This window comes from Mesobacillus stamsii, assembly GCF_030814065.1.
GTDB classification, from domain to species: domain Bacteria; phylum Bacillota; class Bacilli; order Bacillales; family Cytobacillaceae; genus Mesobacillus; species Mesobacillus stamsii.
In genome coordinates this window covers 19,752-39,818 of sequence record NZ_JAUSUN010000025.1, presented here as the reverse complement: position 1 = coordinate 39,818, position 20,067 = coordinate 19,752, and the positions used below count along the sequence as shown (strand labels likewise).

The following is a 20,067-nucleotide window of genomic DNA, read 5'->3' as shown; positions in this document are numbered from 1 at the left end:
TTATTTCACAAGCCTTTGGACCGGCACAGGAACGCGCGCCATTACTCTGTTGACGATATCCTCAGGCGTAATCCCTTCAAACCTTGCTTCAGATTTTAAAATGATCCGATGGGCAAAAACAGATGGAGCCAGGTACTGGACATCATCCGGAATAACATAGTCTCTGCCATAAATAAATGCATACGCCTGTGCCGCCTTCATCAAGGCTATCGATCCACGCGGGCTTACGCCAAGATAGACACTTGAATGGCTTCGTGTCCGGCCCGACAGTTCGACAATATATCGCTTAAGCGATTCGTCGACGACAACTTCCTTAATACTCTGTTGCAAGCCGCGTAATTCTTCAAGCGAAACGACCGGCTGTAAATCTTCGATCGGAAGACTGCGCTGCGCTCGGTTAAGCACTTCCATTTCCTCATTAGGTGCCGGGTAGCCCATTTTCATTTTAAGGAGAAACCGGTCCAGCTGTGCTTCTGGGAGTGGATAGGTACCCTCATAATCAATCGGATTCTGGGTAGCCATGACAAAGAATGGCTTGTCGAGAATATGCGTCACACCATCAACCGTGACGCTGTGCTCCTCCATTCCTTCCAGCAGAGCTGATTGAGTTTTTGGAGATGTCCTGTTGATCTCATCAGCCAAAATGATGTTTCCCAAAATCGGTCCCGGTCTGAACTCGAATTCCATTTCTTTCGGGTTATAGATGGAAACCCCTGTCACATCTGAAGGCAGCAGGTCAGGGGTAAACTGAATCCTTCTGAACTTGGCACTGACAGACTTCGCCAGTGCACGGACCATCATCGTCTTCCCAACACCTGGGACATCCTCTAAAAGCACATGTCCCCCGGCAAGCAGCGCAATCAGACTTAGCTCTGCCACGTTTCGTTTGCCTGTCATTACCTTATCGATATTTCCTAATATTCGATCAACCACAGGATTCATTTGGTCTCTCATTGAATTTCCCCCTTACATCTATTGAAAGTACGCAAATACGTTTATATTTTTCATCTGATTTAAGTCTATATTCGCTATTTTCTGTCAAAATCCTGTAAAATCTGAGATAAAAATTTTTACCACTTTGTGATAGACGAGAAATTCAACGAGAAAGTTTCATGAAAAGTGAAAAAGCACCATTCCTTCTATCTACTTAGCTTGCGACATTCGGAATTGCCCCCATGCCCTCCAGGATAATCCGCGCATCAGTGTTCAAATACGCCCCGATATCTCTCCGCAAAAACAGCAGCGAATGGTCCTTGACTATTCCCTTCATGCCTCGTAAATCAAATTTGGATGCATAGCTGTTTACAGCACCAATTACTGCCATGTCTTTCCTTGTCAACGGCTGTTGGCCGACTTCCATTCGCTTTGTCAAAAATTCAAGCAACTCTCTGGCATTAGACTTTAGATGGTTGCGATTCTCATTTAGAATTTCCATATTCTCTTCCATATACAATCTTGCAGCTGCAAAATCCAGTTCTTCGACACGATTGTTGATCCTGGCTATCAAATCCAAAACGTGCATCCTATTCTCCTCCTGATGGTAAAAATTCTGCTTATTATCTATATCGGACGACAACGCTACTACTGCATCATTTTTAACGAAGGCATGATTGGATATTTTTAAGTATTTAAAAACTTTTTTAAAAGAGGTATGATAGTGATTAAAATATATTTTCGTATAGGAAGGCATCATGCGAAAAGTACTTCATAAAGAAAGAGGTAATTATATGAATGCAGTATACCCAACATCGCCAAGCATGTCGAAAACAAAGACTCTTGTGATCAATGCTCTTTTTATCGCATTGACCCTTGTAGCAACTATGTTTATCAACATCAAACTTCCAATCATGGGCAACGGCGGGTTGATTCATCTTGGTAACGTCCCCCTGTTCATCGCAGCGTTTGTTTTTGGCAGAAAAACAGGAGCAATCGCAGGAGCGTTCGGCATGGGCCTGTTCGACCTTATCTCCGGCTGGGCAGTATGGGCTCCATTCACCTTCATTATCGTTGGTTTGATGGGTTATCTGGCAGGACTGATGGCTGAAAAAATGCCTGGCAAAAAGGTAATTGTCTATTCACTGGCAGTGATTGTCGCCATGCTGATCAAGATCGTTGGCTACTATTTTGCCGAAGTTGTCCTTTACGGCAACTGGATCCAGCCATTCGGCTCCATCCCAGGCAATATCATGCAAGTAGTCCTCGCTGGCCTGATAGTCATTCCACTTGCAGGAAGAATCAAAAAACTGTTTTAATCAAACGTTTGATTAACAGAGTTGGCAAAAAAGAATCCTCTATTACTATGTAAAATTAAAGACAAGTGAATGTATGTTTTTGTTATGACATCTTAACTAGTCTTTAATGTCATACATAATATAAAAATTAGTACATCACTTATATATTAGTGGTGTACTTTTTTATTTATTAGACCACTTAAATGACTTCATTTACTACTACAACTATGTTAAAGAAAATTATGGGAATACTACAACATTTTGTACTACAATAAATACAAGAACATACATTTCGAGAACATATATTCTTATAAAGGTGGTGTAAATAAAACGATGGTAACTCTATAACCTTTAAAAGTATATGAATAACTTAATTTAAATTATAGGGACTTTTGAGCCAGGAAAGATTAACAGCCTTTTTTTGAAATCCTTGTTAAACAAACGGTGCAGGTTAGTGGAAGAAGAAACTTATGATAGAGTATTTCCGACTATATATATAAAGGGGATATTACATTGGTTCAAAAGTTATTTTATGTTCTGATTGCATTAGCTTTATTTATGATTAGTGGATGTTCCAATGAAGGGGAAGCAACCATAGTAACAATTGATAGTATTGATGCCGAAGAAGTTTTAACATTGGACTCTGATGCTGATATTTTTCAGTATAATGGCGTTATCTACAAAACTAATATTGATTGGGTTGAAGAATTGTCTTTAACAAAAGATGTTCAAATCGGTGAAATAAAAACAAAAAATGATGCTAGTACAGATTTTAAAGATGAGATGTCGAATAAACTTCCTGTTGGTGCTAAGATTTTTTCCACCAAAGAAAGAGGAGATATTTTAATTGTTGAATCTGAAGGAGAAATCAAAAAATATCTTGTAATCGTTGAAGGGTAAACAAATCTTGTTGAACTAACGGGTACGTTGATCATGAAGGATTGGCGGCCTTTTTTGTTGAATTCCTTATTGAACAAATGATGCAGTTTACTCGAAGAGAAACCAATACCAAATTTAAACACGAAGGTTAGAAAATAAATCTACACTTTTAATAAACAATGAAAAAAGCATATATCCACTGTCTGTGGAAATATGCTTTTTTTCTGTGTACGACGCACTCTGAAGATATAGTGTGTCCCAAAGTGGATTTTAAAGATTTTTTTCAACAACAATTCATCTTTAGGTGGATCGATTTCCTGCTTGAGCCTTATTTCTTAAAGATAAATAAAGATGTAGATAAAAGTGGGGGGGATTGTTCTAAAGTCTAAAGGTAGAATACTAAACCAAAAATGAAGAACAGGGCTACAATTATGATTTTCCCAATTGACTTTCTTAATTCGATACCCATACCAATACATAAAATAGTAAAGACTATAAAGGCCAAATTATTTAGGTATTCTATTTTGGGTCCAAACTTATCCAAAATTAATACTAAAACTGCAACCACTGCTAACACTTTCCAAAACACCTTAAACCATTTGGACTCATTCTTAAGAGCCATTTTTATCACCTTGCCTATTAGAATTTTCCTAAATACTTTAATATTATGAATATTATATCATTATAGAATAATTCGATATATACTTTAAAAGTACCAAATAAATTCCAAAGGTGGGGGGTAACATGAAAAAGGTTTTAACAGTCGTTACATCAATTTCTACAGTTGGATTTGCATTGAGTGCCTCTGCGAAAGGTAAGCCAGTAATTGAACAACAGAAAGCGGAACCGAAAACTGTCAACAACACAGTTGTCACTGAGTATGAAAACGGTATAGCAATTTCTGAAACTACCATTACAGAAGGTGACATGGAAATTGCTTCGGATAGTGATGTTGAATTATTATCTAGTGGGTTAGACCTCGAAGAAGGCCCAGCAATTGATGATCCACAGTATGCTTATGTAGACCCAGGAAGCATGAATTATTATTTTATTGATTCTTTTACTGGTTCGTCAACCTTTTTAGATAAGTTGTCAGAACGGTCAGCAAGGTTTGCAGCGGCTACTATTCCAGCTAAAAGTACTTGGGTAGCTGGAGCGTCATCAGCAACTTTTGAAACATTTTATAGCTTCGCACAAACCTATTCCGATCGCAACCGAGCCTATCACCATCCAAATAAATAATTTCACCCCAAACCCTCACAGGATCGGTTTTTTTGATAAGAACATAGAACCTGTCAAAATAACGATGGTTTCGTGACAACTTTTCGCTCTAAGCACCCAAACCTGTCAAAATAACGGGGCTTTCTTGACAACTTTCCGCTCCAAGCACCCAAACCTGTCAAAATAACAGGGCTTTCTTGACAACTTTCCGCTCTACACACCCACACCTGTCAAAATAAATAACGTCAGTTTCTAGTCTTGTCCAGCATTAGCACATAGCCCAAGGTAACCCGTTTGCCGCTAACTCCTCGAGACGCTCTTCGTCTTCGTGTCTATCACCAAAAAGGATTCGTTTCAGAATATTTGGCTCCATGCCTCGATTTTCCCGCAATTACAAAAAAGGGTAAACATATAAATTCTGATATTACAAAAAAGAATCCCCTATGGCTTGTTAGGGGATTCCTTTTTATGTATAGATCTTGGTTTTTTGTAGCAATTGCTTTATATCGCTTAGCAATATGCTCTTTATTTCTATTTTTTTACTATTTCTTAAACATTGATAATAGCCAGTTCCATTTACTGGTCCGGATTCCTTCTTCTAATCGCTTGTTAAAATTAATTTGAGCATTCCATTCATTCCTTTGTTCCTCGCGCATTTTCTGCAGCTGTTGTTGAAGGTATTCACTTCGCTCCCTTTCCTGATTCAGGAGTTCTTCATAATGGGCATTTTGCTGCTCCAAAATTCTCTCGATCTTCGCATTGGTTCTTTGTGCGGAATTTCCAATACTGGAACTAATCACATGATGATCTTGCTGAAGCTGTGATATATTTGTTTTCAGCAGGGCCATATCGTTCTTCAGCTGTATATTCATGTCGCGTGTTGCCGCTAATTCATTGACGACAAACAGCAATACCTCTTTTAACTGATTTGGATCCTGCGGTAGATTTTCAAATGTTTCGGAAAGAGCGATCTCCGTATCGCCCGCTCCATCCAGCATCTCTCTTTGCTTCGCAACTAGGTCTTTAGCTGTTTCATCCAGCGGTTTGTCTGTATCGCGTAGCGCTACGAGTGCGCGAACATCGGACTGCACGAAGATTCGGCGGTCACCATCCTTCAAAAACTCATAGCCATAGCGCTCCAGAATCTGCCCATACTTTCGGACAGTAGGTGTGGCAATGCCTATCTCCTCTGCCACTTCCTTCGTTGAGAATGCCTGTTCATTCGCTTGTATATCGTTTCGCATATCGCACGTGCACCTCCCGTTTCCCAATATGCTAAGAGTTCACCATAATTGAAATAGTCATATCGCTTATATTCCTATTCTAGCAGATAAACACCTATCTAACCTATCGTTCGACAGATTTTTTAAAAAAATAAGGATCTATCTCCAATGAGACAGATCCTTATTTTCATTATGCATGAGAAGGCTTGAATCTTTTTAGCCTTAATGCGTTCAGCAATACGGATACCGAGCTAAAGCTCATGGCTGCACCGGCGATCATTGGGTTCAGCAAAGGTCCGCCAAACAGGAACAAGATACCCATTGCGATCGGAATCCCGACAACGTTATACGCAAATGCCCAGAAAAGGTTTTGTTTTACGTTGCGGATGGTTTCTTTGCTTAGCTCAATAGCTGTAGGTACATCCATTAAATCACTTCTCATCAGGATGATATCTGCTGATTCCATCGCTACATCCGTTCCTGAGCCAATCGCAATCCCGATGTCAGCCTGGGCAAGTGCAGGAGCGTCATTGATGCCGTCTCCGACCATTGCTACCGTTCTGCCTTCATCCTGGAGCTTTTTGACCTCGTTTGCTTTGTCTTCCGGTAACACCTCGCTCAACACACGGTCGATTCCGACTTGTTTGGCGATTGCTTCCGCTGTGCGTTTGTTGTCGCCAGTGATCATCGCGACTTCTAAGCCCATTCTATGAAGCTTTTCTACCGCCTTTAGACTTGTTTCTTTTACCGTGTCAGCTACGGCAATGATTCCGGCGATTTTCTCGTCGATCGAGATATACATCGGAGTCTTGCCTTCGTTGGCAAACTGATCTGAGGTTTGGGACAAGTCCAGTAAATCGATACCGCGATCATCCATTAATTTGCGGTTACCAAGCAGCAGATTCTTACCATCAATGGTTACCTCAATTCCGTGTCCAACGATCGCGTTAAATCCTTCGGTTGTGGATAGGGTAAGACCTTTATCCTGCGCATCCCGGACAATCGCTTCCCCCAGAGGATGTTCAGAGCCCTTTTCAGCTGAGGCTGCAAGCGCGAGCAGTTCCTGCTCGGCAATGCCATTTGCTGTTACAATATCTGTCACAACCGGCCTACCTTCTGTGATCGTGCCTGTTTTATCAAACACAATCGTATTGACTTTGTGGGCAGTCTCAAGTGCTCCACCGCTTTTGATCAGCACACCATTCTCTGCCCCTTTTCCTGTACCGACCATGATGGCAGTAGGCGTCGCCAGCCCAAGTGCACATGGACATGCAATCACAAGAACTGAAATCGTAATTGTGAAGGCGAACAGACCTGACTGCCCTCCAAAGTACCAGGCAAGACCAGTGAGAATGGCAAGCGCAATGACGATTGGCACAAAAATCCCAGATATAATATCCGCCATTTTCGCAATCGGCGCTTTTGAGCCTTGTGCATCTTCAACTAGCTTAATAATTTGCGACAATGCTGTATCCTTACCAACCTTGGTTGCTTCATAGCGGATCGTACCCGTTTTATTGATGCTGGCACCGATAATAGAAGCACCAACAGATTTTTCAACCGGGATACTTTCACCCGTAAGCATCGCTTCATCGACAGAAGTCGTTCCTTCGACGACGATACCATCTACCGGCATCTTCTCCCCAGGTTTCACAATAACGATGTCGCCAACCTGCACTTCATCAACAGAGATGACTAATTCTTTTCCTTCTCTTAAAATCGTTGCCGTTTTCGGCGCAAGGCCCATTAGCTTCTTGATCGCCTCGGACGTTTTCCCCTTTGAAAGAGCCTCGAAATATTTTCCAAGCGTAATTAACGTTAAAATCACTGCCGCTGATTCATAATATAAATTGCCGGCGTAAGATTCATTGCCGAGAACAATCTTAATGGTCGCGAACAAGCTGTAAAGAAAGGCCGCGCTTGTTCCGAGGGCAACGAGCGAATCCATGTTAGGATGCCGCTTGATCAATGTTTTGAAGCCAACTGTAAAAAATGGTTTTCCTAAATAAAGCACCGGGATTGTCAGGATTAGCTGGGTAATCGCAAACGCAGCCGGGTTATGCATTGGGTCGATTATTTCGGGAAGCGGCATTCCAAGCATATGCCCCATTGAAACGAGCAGCAAAGGAATGGTAAACACGCCTGAAATCCAGAAGCGTCGCCACATTTCCTTAATATGCAGTTCCTTTTTCTCTCTGTCTGCATCAGCCGAGCTCTCCGCGTCAATATCCTCCTGTGCCTCATAACCGGCATCTGCAACTGCCTTTTTAATGTCGGCTACCGTAACGACGGTCGGATCGAATTGAATGACCATTTTTTCGGTTGCCATATTTACATTTGAATCTATTACTCCATCCAGTTTCCTTGTTGCTTTTTCAACCGACTGGACACAAGATAAACAGGTCATCCCATTAATGATAAAACTCTTTTTTACAACATCTGTGATCGCCTTATAACCGGCATCCTCTACAGCATTCTGGATGTCTTTAATTGTCAGTTCATTTTCATCAAAATGAACCTTTAATTTTTCAGTAGCAAGGTTCACATTTGCTTCCTGCATGCCAGGCAGTTTTTTCACAGCCTTTTCAACAGACTGCACACATGATGCACACGTCATGCCTTCAATCGTTAATGTTTTTTCTGTCATCCTATATCAGCCACCTTTTGGATGTGGATTCAGATTCATAGCCTGCTTCACGGACTGCCTCATTCATCGCATCAATTGTTTGCTTTGAATCATCGTATTTTACTTTCGCTGTGCCTTTTTTTAAATCGACCTTGGCTACTTCTACCCCTGGGAGCGAATTTAAAGCCTTTTCTACCTTTCCGACACAATGTCCGCAAGTCATCCCATTTACCTTCAATACTATTTTTTCCATTTATAAACACTCCTTTTTATGACAATCCATATTGTGATTTTCTTTACAATGACACTGGCCTGGTACACAATTGCAGATAATTGTTTCTACAGCATCCTTCTTCTTTGCCTGCAAAACCTCCTCAAGCATGGACAGATCGTCATAGCTCAGCGTCGCTTCTTTTATCAGATCGGCAATTGTTTTCCCTACCGCCGTATTGCAGATGTGATCGAAAAATCCAGCCTTTAGTGCCTGAAGGCTTTCCCTCTCACTGACAGCCGCCGAATAAATAAATTTGTTCCCTGTCGTCTCCGTATTCAGGGCGCCTTTTTTTACAAGCCGGCCAATAAAGGTTTTCGTTGTCGCAGGCTTCCAAGCTTTTTTTTCCTGCAACACTTGGATAATCTCCTTGCTGGTCGCTTTCGTACTCGTCCACACAACCCTCATTACTTCCCACTCTGAATCGGTTATTTCAAACCTTTCCTCTTTTTGCATGACAACACCTCGACGTTTACAATTGTAATCGATTTATGTTTATAGTTTACAACCGTAAACGTTTTTTGTCAACCCCATTGCTTGCACTTTGAAAAAAATCATTTTTCATTAAACTAAAACCCTATTTTCAAATACCTAAACTTAACTTGCCAATTCAGCCGAAAATTATTAGACCAAAAGCGCAAGCACCTAGGAGTCTATCCGACGGAGTGAAATCCACGTATAATAAAAAGGATGAATAGGAAGCATTTTCGCATCATTATACGCTAAAAAAATTCAGACAGACTCCTAGAGGGGCTAGGCGCTGGAGCCAGACAATTCTCGAAGTTAAGTTAATTTTTTCTTTTCTTTCAAAAAGGCTCTTCTCAAAGTGAGAAGAGCCTAATGTTTCTATTTCATGAAGAATAGAGAAAAAAACTATTTAATCGTATCTGGATGCCACTGATCATTAATTTGTTTAATTTCCATTAATTCGCATTTTGGTTTACGATCGTAAGTTAATAATCCGTTAATTTCTTGTTCTACATCTGTAAGTTGAGTATAACAATATCCAAATAAAATTTTGGAACTATAAACTGCTTCCATTATTCGCTTATAGTCGTCAAGAAAATCATTCGGATTCGTAACAGAAGTATAGCCCCATCCTTCGTCCTCACTTACCTTATAACCAATTCCCCCAAATTCCGTAAGAATAATTGGTTCTCCTTGGTGTTCAAAACCATTCGCATAAATTCCTCTTCTAGCTGGCATGGACGCAAGGACAGATTCCTTCGTGGATAAATCTAGCTTGAACTGTTCATATTTATTCGCATCTTCCTTTTGTCCGTGGTTGTAATTATGAATGGCACAAATATCTGTTTTTGTAAGCTCCCATCCATCGTTAGAAATGACCAATCGTGTTGGATCAATGGAATGAAGCAAATAATACATCGCTAATGAATGATGTTGCTGTTGTTTGTTTGCCCTTATATTTGGAACTCCCCAGCTTTCATTTAAAGGAACCCACGCGACAACAGATGGGTGGTTGTAATCCCGGTCGATGATTTCTAACCATTCCCTTGTCAACCGGGCGACCGCATCTTCATTGAACGAAGGGGACGCAGCGCATTCTCCCCATACGAGATACCCTAGTTGGTCAGCCCAATAAAGAAAGCGAGGGTCTTCCACTTTTTGATGTTTTCGACACCCGTTAAAGCCCATTTCCTTTGCTAATTCGATATCCTTTTTTAGCGCATCATCTGTCGGAGCTGTCAGCAGCCCTTTTGGCCAATATCCCTGATCAAGCACCAACTTTTGATAATACGGACGGTTATTCAGATAAACCATGCCATTTTCGATGTGTACTTTTCTCATCCCAAAATAGGATGTTACTTCGTCCAAAATTGTTCCATTCTGATGTAACCTTACTTTAACATCGAAGAGATTCGGATTCTCAGGCGACCAATTCCAGCCATAATGGTGGAATCCTGTACGGAATATTTTATGATTATATAGATCAAATGATCGTTTGTTATACGCTTCATAAATGGTTATCGAATCTTTAACGACCGTTTTCCCATCAAATTCGATTTCGAAATCTACTTCTTTCCCAACATGATCCCCAGAAACTTCAAATTCAACAATGACTGTTCCGTTGTCAAGATCTGGAGTAAACTTAAGTTTTTTAATATGATCATGGCTGATTGCTTCCAACCAAACAGTTTGCCAGATCCCGCTCGTTCGAGAATACCAGATTGAGTCGGGCTTTTCTTTCCAATATTGCTTGCCGCGTGGAATTGTTTCATCCTCAGAAGGGTCTTCTACCTTGACAGAAATAGTTTCGGTACCACCAGTTAAGTAGTCGGTAATATCGAAGGAAAAGGATGTATGTCCCCCCTCATGATATCCAACTAACTCTTCATTAACATATACCCAAGTCCGATAATCTACTGCTCCAAAGTGGAGGAAGATCTGCTTGCCCTTCCAAGTTCCTGAGGTTTCAAACTTTCTTTTATACCAAATAATATCATGGAAATTCTGATCATTTATGCCACTTAACTCAGATTGAAATGCAAATGGAACTTGAATTTGCTGAGGATATTCACTAATGTCTTTCTTGTACCATCTTTCTGCAGTACCTATATTTTTATCATCAAAAGCAAACGCCCAAACTCCATTTAAATTCAACCATTCATTGCGAACGAGTTGGGGTCTCGGATATTCTTGTCGATAACTCATTTGCCCTCACCTCTATAGATGTATATTTTTTGGGATTACTTCATGCCTAAATCTATTAAAAATGTCTTTATTTCGTACGGTTTGATTTCAAATCTCACCACTTCTCCATCCCTTTGTTTCCCAATTACTTGTTCCATTAGGTTGCACTCCTGCCAAGATTTCAATGAAAAATCCGTGCGAATTTCGACTGTTCTTCGACTGCCTGCAAAATCATGAACACGCAAAATAACTTGATCAAGATCTTCCGATTTTTTAACTGCATCTATCATGATCTGTTCATCGTTACTGTAAAATAGGGAGAATTGAGACTCCATTGGCCCTCCGTACGCATACGTTACCGGGTTATTTAACCACCATGCTTGTTGGACTGTATTTCCTTCTAACCAATCTCCTTTATGCGGAAGGAGGGAATAAATAAAAGTATGAGAACCTTGATCTTGTAAATAGTCTGGGTCGGTGGCCGATTTAATCAGCGTTAATCTTATGACATTATCCTTGATATCGTAGCCATATTTGCAATCATTTAATAAACTAATTCCATAGCCTCTTTCGCCCAAATCCGCCCATTGGTGGCCAACGGTTTCAAAACGCGCATAATCCCAGCTTGTGTTCCAATGGGTTGGCCGTTTAACGTTCCCAAATTGAACATCATAAGTTGCTTCTGTAGAACGGATTTCAACAGGGAATGCAACTTTTAACAATTGATGTTGCTCGTGCCACTCAACATCGGTATTAAAATCGATTCTTCGACTATCTGAATAAAGGATCATATCTTGTTTTACCGAAGAGTCCATATACTTCCATTCAAAACGAACTACAACACGCAAAGCGGTTGCCTCAAGAATCTGAACAGATGTTAAATCGATTATTTCCCGCATTTTTTCTTGATAGTAGATATCAATATCCCATGCATCAAACATCATTGGTTTATCTTCAAAAACCTGAAATACATTTCCCTTTTGCCCCTCAGACAACACTTCTCGATTGGTTTGAAGATCAAAAATGGTAGTCAATTGGCCTTTCCTATTCCAAGCAATTTTAAAATAAGGGGTTGTAATTTCAGATTCCTCAATGACAAACGGATTTATTATTTCTAGATTCGTGCTATTCTCGTCAAATGCAATTTTGGCAAAACCCATTGCCGGTATATTTTCTATTGCTACTAGCCATTGGTCACCTATCATCACTGATTTTAGCTTATTCCCATTCGCATCAAACCACGCACCTTGCTCATTATCCTTGACAGGTAGCTCTATAAGATCCTTACGGGCCCATGGGGACGAATTAAATATAGTATATCCATTTTTATCATCATTTGCCAAAATAGCATCTGCTGCTTTTGTCCAGCCTTCTCTACCAAGCTTTTCTGCTTCCTCATATTCCATCTCACTGTCTTCATACACTTCTCGAATAGAAGAACCCGGAATAATATCATGAAACTGATTTCGCAAGATGATTTTCCAGCCTTCCTGCAGTTCTTCTTGTGGATAGTGATACCACTTTTTATGAAAAATAGCGGAAAGAACACCAAGCCATTCTGTTTCACGATACATCAATTCAAGCTTTCGATTGATCCGTTTAATTTGTGCCTGGCTTGTGTAGGTGCCGCGATGATACTCCAAATAGAGTTCTCCATCCCATGTATGGACATACTGATCCGTTTGATCAACACGATCCTTTAGGTCTTTAAAGTACTCATCCGCTCTCCCTGTTTCCAACTTGGGCAAACCCGGCAACTGGTTCAGACGCCTGCGCATTTCCAGCATTTCGCGATTTACGCCGCCTCCCCCATCTCCCCATCCATATGTTAACAATAGCTCTTGATTTAAGGACTTATCTTGGTATTCATTCCAAATCCCCTGCACTCTCTCCAGATTAAAATCCCCGCTGTATGTACGATCGGGAGTGGTTACAAAATGAGCCACCACTTCAGAACCATCCATTCCTCTCCAAATAAAGGTATCATGGGGGATCCGGTTATACTGATTCCAACTGATTTTCGTGGTCATAAAGGTTTCGATACCTGATTTTCGCAAAATTTGTGGCAAAGCCCAACTGTAGCCGAAAACATCAGGAAGCCATAAATAGGTGCATTCCGTTCCAAACTCGTTCTTCAAGAATCGAGTTCCAAATAGTAGCTGTCGGACAAGTGATTCACCAGAAGTGACATTGCAATCTGCCTCAAGCCACATTCCTCCTCCAGCTTCCCATCGTCCTTCTTCTACCCGTTTTTTTATTTGTTCATAAATTTGAGGATAATCAGATTTAATGTAATCATATAACTGCGGTTGGGTTTGCAGAAAAATATATTCCGGATACTTTTCCATTAAGCGAAGGACAGTAGAAAAAGAACGCGCTGCTTTCTCACGTGTATGTTTCAAGCGCCAAAGCCACGCCACATCAATATGCGTATGACCAATACAGCGCAGTGTAACTGGATGGTGTTTATCGAAACGTTGCAGCTCAGAATAAAGGCTGCTCTGAGCCTGGGAAATAGAATCGTAAAAATGATCAGATCCGGGCTTAGCCCAATCGATTAGGCGAAAAGTCTTATCTAATGCCGTTAATAGCATAGTTCGATCTGGATTGTTTTTATCAAAACTCTTCACTGTTTCTATGACTGCTTTTGCGGTGAAAAATAAATCATCTGTTGCCGGATCTAGGATCGCAAGTTCAGCCTGCTTGATTTTATGTTCCTGCTGCTTTGGAACCCCGCCACCAGAAAGGCCGGACCATAATCGAAAGGTCATTTCCAATACTGTTCCAGCCGTTTCACTCGGAAAAAACACTTCTTCATGATTCGAGTCTACACCCTGATAGGGAGAATCATTCAAAAAAAGCATCGACTCAAATCCGGTATTGTTTCCTCCTCCAGTTCTTCCAAAGTTAAATCGACCGACGATTTCGTGTTCTTTCCAATAATCAGGAATCTTAATTTTTGTTTGGAGCCATATGTAGACATCACTACCTGTCCAATATTCTCCGACACCTATCATATCCGATTCATCTGTAAGTATTGGAGGAGGAGTTGCTATTTTTCCTTCGTTATCCACTAAATAATGAAAAGACGGAATGGAAATTTTCTCTTTATAGCGAAATTCGGACAACTCGTCTATGCGGGCTTCCAGTTTTTGCTCCTTCCAAAACATTGTCATTTTTTCACTTTCCTTTCCTAAATTTCCGTTTTACTAAATACCTTCAGTTACCAAGGATTTTTTAAATTACTTCCAGCTCATTCTTATCAGCCATTTTTGGATAAGGATTGTGAGGCTCAGCTTGATACCAATAGGCAACAGATGCTATATCGTCCTGCAATGGCAGATATCTTCCTTCAGATCGCCATCCAAGTGCCTGAATGGTTACCTTTAAATTTTGCTCAAACCTTATTGGGTCCATGATATGCCATCTGTACATTCCAAATCTTTGTTGAGCCTGATATAAACCATCCGGCTTAATAACCTGATGCATGCCAAGATAGGGTGTAGAATATGGGCAGTATTGCCCTTTTGGCTGTTCCCAGTTCCATGCGCCGCCAAAGTAGTCCTCTGTTCCAGTCCCGCAGATGGTAGGAAACTCCTCATCCCCGTCCAAATAAAACTTCACTTCTCCCTCACCCCACCAGTCATTACTGTTGACCTGCCAGGCGATGTATGTTCCTACATAATGACCATGTCCCTTAACGCCCTCAACAATAGTATGAACGTCCTTGTATTTTAGCGGGTTGCTTCTGTTCCATTGTGCGTGGAAGTAAGCCACATCATTTGGGACATCGGTAATCGTATAATCCACTTGATAATAGAGATAGTAATCCTCATTCGAAATGTTTTCCATTGTTATTTTTGCAGACTTCCTGAATGGCATTTCCCAATAACTATTAAACCCACCAGCTGGGTTTACAGAGATTGGGATGGAATTCACATTTACCCTTTCAGTCCAGCCATTGCAAAAGAAATCTCCTAAAGGTACTTCTACGGATGGAAATTCCTCTCCATCCCAGTACATACGCAAAATCATCCTTCGCCACGAATCTGGATGACAGGTTAGCCAAATATGCTGGATGGCACCTTGTTCCTGTATATCTGCGACCACATGAGTAGAGTTTTGCTTAACCAATACAGAAGGAGAAACCTTCCATCCCTGTCCCAGTTCCCGTGATGGTCCAGATCCCGTCCCTTCAGTAGCCATGCCGCCCTTTCCCTTTGCCCCTGTATAATTTTCTGGACTGATTGACCTAGTTTTTGCTTTAGATAGTCTCGATAACTGGCCAAGTCCCATTCCTAAACCATTAAACATACTGAATTTCCTCCCTTTCCACAGTTATTATTTTCATTCTCTGTTTGCAGCTTTTATCGGTTTGTTTTTTGCCAAAACAATGACTGCGCCAGTCATTAACAAGGCTACGCTGATAAAGTCAGATAAAAAGTAACAAATAACTGCTAATCCAATCCAGTAAAGCGGAAGCTTATATTGAATCGTTTCATCCTTTAAGATCTTTTTTGCAAAAAGAATGTTCAAACTTCCTATGAGGATAAAAAACAGTCCATACGTAACAGTGTAGGTGAATAAACTGTCAAAGAGGGATTCCATGCCCTTTCGTTCTGCAAATTGCAGATTACCTAAACTTGCTTCCACACCCTGTTTTTTGATATAAGTTGCGTAAAAGAACATGGTAATAAACCCTGTTACTATTTGCCAGCCACTTGCTACATAAATAATGTATCGTTCAAACGATCTGCTCATTTCCATCCCCCTAACCCAACTTTGGGCGCTTTACCCTTTTACACCGGAAGATAATGACATAGATTGCATGAAATATCTTTGTGCAAACAAATAAAGCAGGAAGGTTGGTACGAGAGCAATCAATGCACCTGCAGTTCCGATCCCCGGATAAGTCAAATATTGCCCCTGCAGCAATTGGAGTCCTGGCGTAATCGGAAGTTTGTCAATATCATTCAGTACAATAGACGGCCAAAGGAAGTCGTTCCAGGCCCCTGTAAAACTAAATAATGCTACAACCGTTAGAACTGGCTTTAAAAGCGGCAGGATAATATGCCAAAAAATTTGAAACTCACTAGCACCATCAATTCGTGCTGATTCATCAAATGTTTTTGGTATGCCGAGAACAAACTGGCGAACAAGAAAAATATTAAAGACACCGGCTGCCCCTGGCACAATGACGGCTAAGAAGTTGTTCACCCAGCCAAGCTTATCCATAATGCCATATAACGGGATCAAGTTAACGATGCCCGGAAACATCATCGATGCTAATAACATTCCAAATAGTAAATCGCGACCCTTAAATTCAAGCCTTGTATACCCATAGGACGCCAGAGATACAACCACCAGTACAAGAATCGTATGCCCGACAGAAATAATCAAGGAATTAGTAAACCATTTCACAATCGGAGTTGATTGATTGTTAAATAGCAGCTCAGCATAATTGCTTATGGACCAATGAATTGGCAGAAACGTAGCCCCTGCTGCAGTAATTTCTTCTTCCGACTTAAATGAGGTAAAGATACCCCAAAGGATTGGAAATGCCCATAAAATTGCCATAATGATGAGAAACACGAAAGCCACTATTTTTGAAGTGCTATTTTGCTTCATAATGCCACCCCTAATCACGATCCCTTAATAGGAAGAATTGGATTGCCGAAACAATCATAATACAAATACCAAGCATGACAGCCATCGCCGATGAAATACCCGCAATCGACATTCCAGAACCAAATGCATTTCTTTGAATATACATCAATAATACTTCGGTTGAGTTGTTGGGACCACCGCCTGTAAGCATCAACGGCTGACCGTAGACGTTAAACTGGGCAATTGTCGTCATAACGGTTGTAAAAAGAATTTGATATTTTATGCTCGGAAGTGTTACTCGGAAAAATTTGTTGAAAATGCCTGCTCCATCAAGTTCTGCTGCTTCAATGAGATCTTTTGGCACTCCATTTAACGCCGCCAAATAGATAACCATATTCCCGCCAATCGTCCACCAAATCGTTACTAGCACGAGTGAGATCCATGCATATGGCTGATTATCCAACATGTTTGTGGAAATGCCAAAATAGTTCTCCAGTGGTCCATACGTTACGCTTAACAAAAAGTTCCAAACAATCATGACTGCAGATATAGCAAATAGGGAAGGCAGATAAAACAGAGACTGGAACAGCCTGTTTAATCTGGGCTTCACAGAAAGGGCGGTTGCAATTAATAATGGGACAATAATGCTGAACGGTACGGAAATGAGAACAAAAATAAACGTGTTCTTCATCCCTGTATAAAACTGATCATAGAAGCTGGAGTTTTCATCGAATAATATGGTACGGAAGTTATCCATCCCTACAAATTCAGGTGAAGTGAATAAATTCCATTTCGTAAATGAAATATAGATTCCGAATATCGATGGAGCTAGAAAAAAAATGAGAAATAAAAGTAAATGTGGACCGACGAATAAAATGGGCCACAAATTTGGTTTTTTCCGCTTTTTTGTTTGGGGTTTATCAGTGATTGCTTCCATTAGTTTTCACCTCATTTTTAAGAAAAGCACAGGCACGTTTATGTGCCTAATACTAAGATTGTGGAAAGAAAAGGAGGAGAAACAGGTTCCTCCTCCCCATGTTAAGCTTGTTATTGAGCCATTTTGTCATTGACTGTTTGCTGAATTTTTTTCAACTGTTCTTTGATATCTGCTTTGCCCTGGATCATATCCCAAATACCAGCATCGATTTCTCCAAACACATAAGAGCTGCCTGGATCTGTGACAATGGTAACTGCTTCACGTGCCTTATCTGTTTTTAACAAGAAGGATTGTGGCATTTTAGTATATTCTTCATTGTCCAACATAGCTAAAGATGTTGGATTCGCACCCGATTTAATCCACTCAGTTTGGTTTCCTTGCAGCCACTCAAGGAATTTAACCGTACTCTTGATTTTCGCTTCGGACCGTTCTTTGCTGACGAACATGGCAAACTGGTCTGCACCTGAACCTTGAATGATCTTTCCAGCATCCCATTGCGGTGTGAACGTCTGAGCCCATTTAAAGTTTGTAATTTTGTTCATTTGCGACAGCATCCAAGTACCTTCTGGTAAGAAAATGACTTTTCCATTATTGAATAATTTGTTCATGTCCTCGCCTTTTTTATTCATATAACCAAGGTCATGAAGTTTTTTGAATTCTTCTATTGTCTTTACAGCTGTTTCATTATCGATGGTTGGTTTTTCTCCATCAGAGAATTTGCCGCCCATTTGCAGATAAAGATTGTTAAAGTTCTGCATTCCCCAAGTGAAACCATAAGCATAAATTCCATCTGCTTTAGCTGCAGCCCCCGCTTTTTCGACCTCTTCATACGTGATGATATTGTCATCTGCTGCACCTGGCACATACTTATCTACTAAATCTTTATTGTAGTACATTACCCAGCTACCCATTGTTGCAGGTACACCGTATTGCTTGCCTTCTACTGTTCCAACCTGCCAAGCTTCTTTGAGATAGTTGTCGCCCTTTACTTCAGTGCCATCAATGAATGTATCCCACGGTTCCAGCATTCCTTGTGCGTGATAGGTGGACACTGCTTCTGAAGCTATGAGTGCGATATCCGGTACCCCTTTCCCTGAACGAGTAACAGTTGCTAATTTATTTCCTAATACCGCACCTTCCATAGAAACAATTTTAACTTTGTAATCAGGGTTTGTTGCATTATAGCGGTCGATGTCCTTTTTGATCAAGTCGCCATCCGGACCAGTCGTACCACTCCAAAGCAGGATTTCTTTCTTTTCATTATTGCTGTCCCCACCTGAATTTTGGTCGCCACCGCTATTGCAAGCGCTTAATATTAATGATGCACTAAGCATTAAAGCAGATAAAATTTTCGTCTTCTTCTTCATTACTTATTCCCCCCTAAGCTTATTTCCCTCTCTGAATGAGAAGGACCATCAATTTTTAATTTCCCACCATCAAAATAGAGTCGGTCTATATTCATTTGCCTATCTCCACTTGGAGCTTCCGGATCAGTATGAGTGTGGTAGACGGTGTAAAGAGTTTTTCCATCAAGCCCCACCGTCACACTATTATGACCCGGCCCGGAAATCCCGTTTTCCAGATCCTTTGACAAAATCGGATTTTCGTCTGATTTTTTAAAAGGACCCATTGGGCTATCCGAAACTGCATAACCAACTCCATAATCAGAACTTGCATAGAAGTTAGCCGAATACATGAGATAATATTTATGATCATTTTTTATTACAAACGGTCCTTCATTCCATTGATACTCTCCGCCAAGCCCTTCCCAATCCTGGTCCGGTTCGAGCAGCAGCTTGGGTTCACCTGTCAACTCCGTAAGGTCTTCCGTCATTTTCTGAACAAAAATCTGGCTGACATGCTTTCCGTTTATGATATTTTCGTAATTGTCCTTTACATAATAGAAATACGGAGTTCCATCCTCTTCAAAAAAAATATGGCCATCAATATAAGAGCCTTCTTGCTGAACAATTTCCGTACTTACATCTTTAAAAGGTCCTAAAGGGTCTTTGCTTTTAGCTATAGAAATCTGCAAATGGCCGTCTGCATTTCGTGCACTATAGGTCATAAAAAATTCGCCATTGTGCATTACTACTTCCGGAGCCCAAAAGTCCCCTGTCGCCCACTGGTTCGGTTGTTCATAACTGTCGAAAACGAGACCCTTGTCTTCCCAATCCACCAGGTTAGAAGACTGCCAAGCCCTAAATCCAATGGTTGCTGCCGAGGTAGCATACATATAATACGTATCCTTGTCCTTTAATACAAAGGGATCGCCTATATTCGTTATCCCACCGACTGGATTTGTATATTTGACTGTTCTTTCAGTTTTCATAAATAGTACTCCTTTTATTCCAGCCACCAAACTGAGGACCACAATAATCGCAACAATGAATTTCAGCTTGTTTCTAGATAAAACATTC

The 20,067-nt window shown here is 40.7% G+C and carries 17 protein-coding genes; 3 read left to right on the top strand and 14 right to left on the bottom strand.

From position 1 onward, the window contains the following. The gene (locus tag J2S25_RS16170; protein WP_044391408.1) at positions 1-954 is read right to left on the bottom strand and encodes an AAA family ATPase; all 954 of its coding nucleotides are present in this window, start codon (positions 952-954) and stop codon (positions 1-3) included. Between the two features lie 193 nt (positions 955-1,147). Next, positions 1,148-1,522: a hypothetical protein gene (locus tag J2S25_RS16165; RefSeq protein WP_044391411.1), complete on the bottom strand. Its 375-nt coding sequence runs from the start codon at positions 1,520-1,522 to the stop codon at positions 1,148-1,150. Between the two features lie 205 nt (positions 1,523-1,727). Here J2S25_RS16165 and J2S25_RS16160 point away from each other — a divergent pair, with 205 nt between their 5' ends. The 3 genes from J2S25_RS16160 (at position 1,728) to J2S25_RS16150 (ending at position 4,352) form a co-directional block, all read left to right on the top strand. Beyond that, positions 1,728-2,252, top strand: coding sequence for an ECF transporter S component (locus tag J2S25_RS16160; RefSeq protein WP_307192389.1), 525 nt, complete (start codon positions 1,728-1,730; stop codon positions 2,250-2,252). Between the two features lie 492 nt (positions 2,253-2,744). Then, a complete protein-coding gene (locus J2S25_RS16155; protein ID WP_307192388.1) occupies positions 2,745-3,131 on the top strand; it encodes a hypothetical protein in 387 nt (128 codons plus the stop codon). A 723-nt stretch (positions 3,132-3,854) separates the two neighbouring features. Next, entirely contained in the window at positions 3,855-4,352 is a 498-nt protein-coding gene (locus tag J2S25_RS16150) for a hypothetical protein (protein ID WP_307192387.1), read from the top strand. 521 nt (positions 4,353-4,873) lie between these two features. Here the strand turns inward: J2S25_RS16150 and J2S25_RS16145 are convergent. The 12 genes from J2S25_RS16145 to J2S25_RS16090 all read right to left on the bottom strand — a co-directional run bounded on the left by J2S25_RS16145 (position 4,874) and on the right by J2S25_RS16090 (position 19,979). Next, complete coding sequence (locus J2S25_RS16145; RefSeq protein ID WP_307192386.1) at positions 4,874-5,575, bottom strand: hypothetical protein; 702 nt, start codon at positions 5,573-5,575, stop codon at positions 4,874-4,876. Positions 5,576-5,744: 169 nt separating this feature from the next. After that, positions 5,745-8,201 (bottom strand): heavy metal translocating P-type ATPase, encoded by a 2,457-nt coding sequence (locus J2S25_RS16140; protein WP_307192385.1) that lies wholly within the window; start codon positions 8,199-8,201, stop codon positions 5,745-5,747. A 1-nt stretch (position 8,202) separates the two neighbouring features. After that, entirely contained in the window at positions 8,203-8,433 is a 231-nt protein-coding gene (locus J2S25_RS16135; RefSeq protein WP_307192384.1) for a heavy-metal-associated domain-containing protein, read from the bottom strand. Continuing rightward, complete coding sequence (locus J2S25_RS16130; RefSeq protein WP_307192383.1) at positions 8,434-8,907, bottom strand: CopY/TcrY family copper transport repressor; 474 nt, start codon at positions 8,905-8,907, stop codon at positions 8,434-8,436. A 417-nt stretch (positions 8,908-9,324) separates the two neighbouring features. Beyond that, positions 9,325-11,124, bottom strand: coding sequence for a glycoside hydrolase family 2 protein (locus tag J2S25_RS16125; RefSeq protein ID WP_307192382.1), 1,800 nt, complete (start codon positions 11,122-11,124; stop codon positions 9,325-9,327). Positions 11,125-11,159: 35 nt separating this feature from the next. Then, positions 11,160-14,273, bottom strand: coding sequence for an alpha-mannosidase (locus J2S25_RS16120; protein ID WP_307192393.1), 3,114 nt, complete (start codon positions 14,271-14,273; stop codon positions 11,160-11,162). Positions 14,274-14,340: 67 nt separating this feature from the next. Beyond that, positions 14,341-15,417 carry a glycoside hydrolase family 172 protein gene (locus J2S25_RS16115; protein WP_307192381.1) on the bottom strand — a complete coding sequence of 359 codons (1,077 nt, stop codon included), beginning with the start codon at positions 15,415-15,417 and terminating at the stop codon, positions 14,341-14,343. Between the two features lie 33 nt (positions 15,418-15,450). Next, complete coding sequence (locus J2S25_RS16110) at positions 15,451-15,864, bottom strand: hypothetical protein (protein WP_307192380.1); 414 nt, start codon at positions 15,862-15,864, stop codon at positions 15,451-15,453. Between the two features lie 30 nt (positions 15,865-15,894). Further along, a complete protein-coding gene (locus J2S25_RS16105) occupies positions 15,895-16,731 on the bottom strand; it encodes a carbohydrate ABC transporter permease (protein ID WP_307192379.1) in 837 nt (278 codons plus the stop codon). 10 nt (positions 16,732-16,741) lie between these two features. Continuing rightward, on the bottom strand, positions 16,742-17,647 hold the full coding sequence (locus J2S25_RS16100; RefSeq protein ID WP_307192378.1) for a carbohydrate ABC transporter permease: 906 nt from the start codon (positions 17,645-17,647) through the stop codon (positions 16,742-16,744). Between the two features lie 110 nt (positions 17,648-17,757). Then, positions 17,758-19,014 carry an ABC transporter substrate-binding protein gene (locus tag J2S25_RS16095; protein ID WP_307192377.1) on the bottom strand — a complete coding sequence of 419 codons (1,257 nt, stop codon included), beginning with the start codon at positions 19,012-19,014 and terminating at the stop codon, positions 17,758-17,760. Further along, positions 19,014-19,979, bottom strand: coding sequence for a glycoside hydrolase family 43 protein (locus J2S25_RS16090; RefSeq protein WP_307192376.1), 966 nt, complete (start codon positions 19,977-19,979; stop codon positions 19,014-19,016). The genes J2S25_RS16095 and J2S25_RS16090 overlap by 1 nt, the downstream gene beginning before the upstream one ends. Positions 19,980-20,067 lie beyond the last annotated feature (88 nt).

What these genes read in the sequence shown, in the direction of transcription:
- J2S25_RS16170 (WP_044391408.1), bottom strand. Translation starts at nt 954, where the DNA reads ATGAGAGACCAAATGAATCCTGTGGTTGATCGAATATTAGGAAATATC.
- J2S25_RS16165 (WP_044391411.1), bottom strand. Translation starts at nt 1,522, where the DNA reads ATGCACGTTTTGGATTTGATAGCCAGGATCAACAATCGTGTCGAAGAA.
- J2S25_RS16160 (WP_307192389.1), top strand. Translation starts at nt 1,728, where the DNA reads ATGAATGCAGTATACCCAACATCGCCAAGCATGTCGAAAACAAAGACT.
- J2S25_RS16150 (WP_307192387.1), top strand. Translation starts at nt 3,855, where the DNA reads ATGAAAAAGGTTTTAACAGTCGTTACATCAATTTCTACAGTTGGATTT.
- J2S25_RS16145 (WP_307192386.1), bottom strand. Translation starts at nt 5,575, where the DNA reads ATGCGAAACGATATACAAGCGAATGAACAGGCATTCTCAACGAAGGAA.
- J2S25_RS16140 (WP_307192385.1), bottom strand. Translation starts at nt 8,201, where the DNA reads ATGACAGAAAAAACATTAACGATTGAAGGCATGACGTGTGCATCATGT.
- J2S25_RS16135 (WP_307192384.1), bottom strand. Translation starts at nt 8,433, where the DNA reads ATGGAAAAAATAGTATTGAAGGTAAATGGGATGACTTGCGGACATTGT.
- J2S25_RS16130 (WP_307192383.1), bottom strand. Translation starts at nt 8,907, where the DNA reads ATGCAAAAAGAGGAAAGGTTTGAAATAACCGATTCAGAGTGGGAAGTA.
- J2S25_RS16125 (WP_307192382.1), bottom strand. Translation starts at nt 11,124, where the DNA reads ATGAGTTATCGACAAGAATATCCGAGACCCCAACTCGTTCGCAATGAA.
- J2S25_RS16120 (WP_307192393.1), bottom strand. Translation starts at nt 14,273, where the DNA reads ATGTTTTGGAAGGAGCAAAAACTGGAAGCCCGCATAGACGAGTTGTCC.
- J2S25_RS16115 (WP_307192381.1), bottom strand. Translation starts at nt 15,417, where the DNA reads ATGTTTAATGGTTTAGGAATGGGACTTGGCCAGTTATCGAGACTATCT.
- J2S25_RS16110 (WP_307192380.1), bottom strand. Translation starts at nt 15,864, where the DNA reads ATGAGCAGATCGTTTGAACGATACATTATTTATGTAGCAAGTGGCTGG.
- J2S25_RS16105 (WP_307192379.1), bottom strand. Translation starts at nt 16,731, where the DNA reads ATGAAGCAAAATAGCACTTCAAAAATAGTGGCTTTCGTGTTTCTCATC.
- J2S25_RS16100 (WP_307192378.1), bottom strand. Translation starts at nt 17,647, where the DNA reads ATGGAAGCAATCACTGATAAACCCCAAACAAAAAAGCGGAAAAAACCA.
- J2S25_RS16095 (WP_307192377.1), bottom strand. Translation starts at nt 19,014, where the DNA reads ATGAAGAAGAAGACGAAAATTTTATCTGCTTTAATGCTTAGTGCATCA.
- J2S25_RS16090 (WP_307192376.1), bottom strand. Translation starts at nt 19,979, where the DNA reads ATGAAAACTGAAAGAACAGTCAAATATACAAATCCAGTCGGTGGGATA.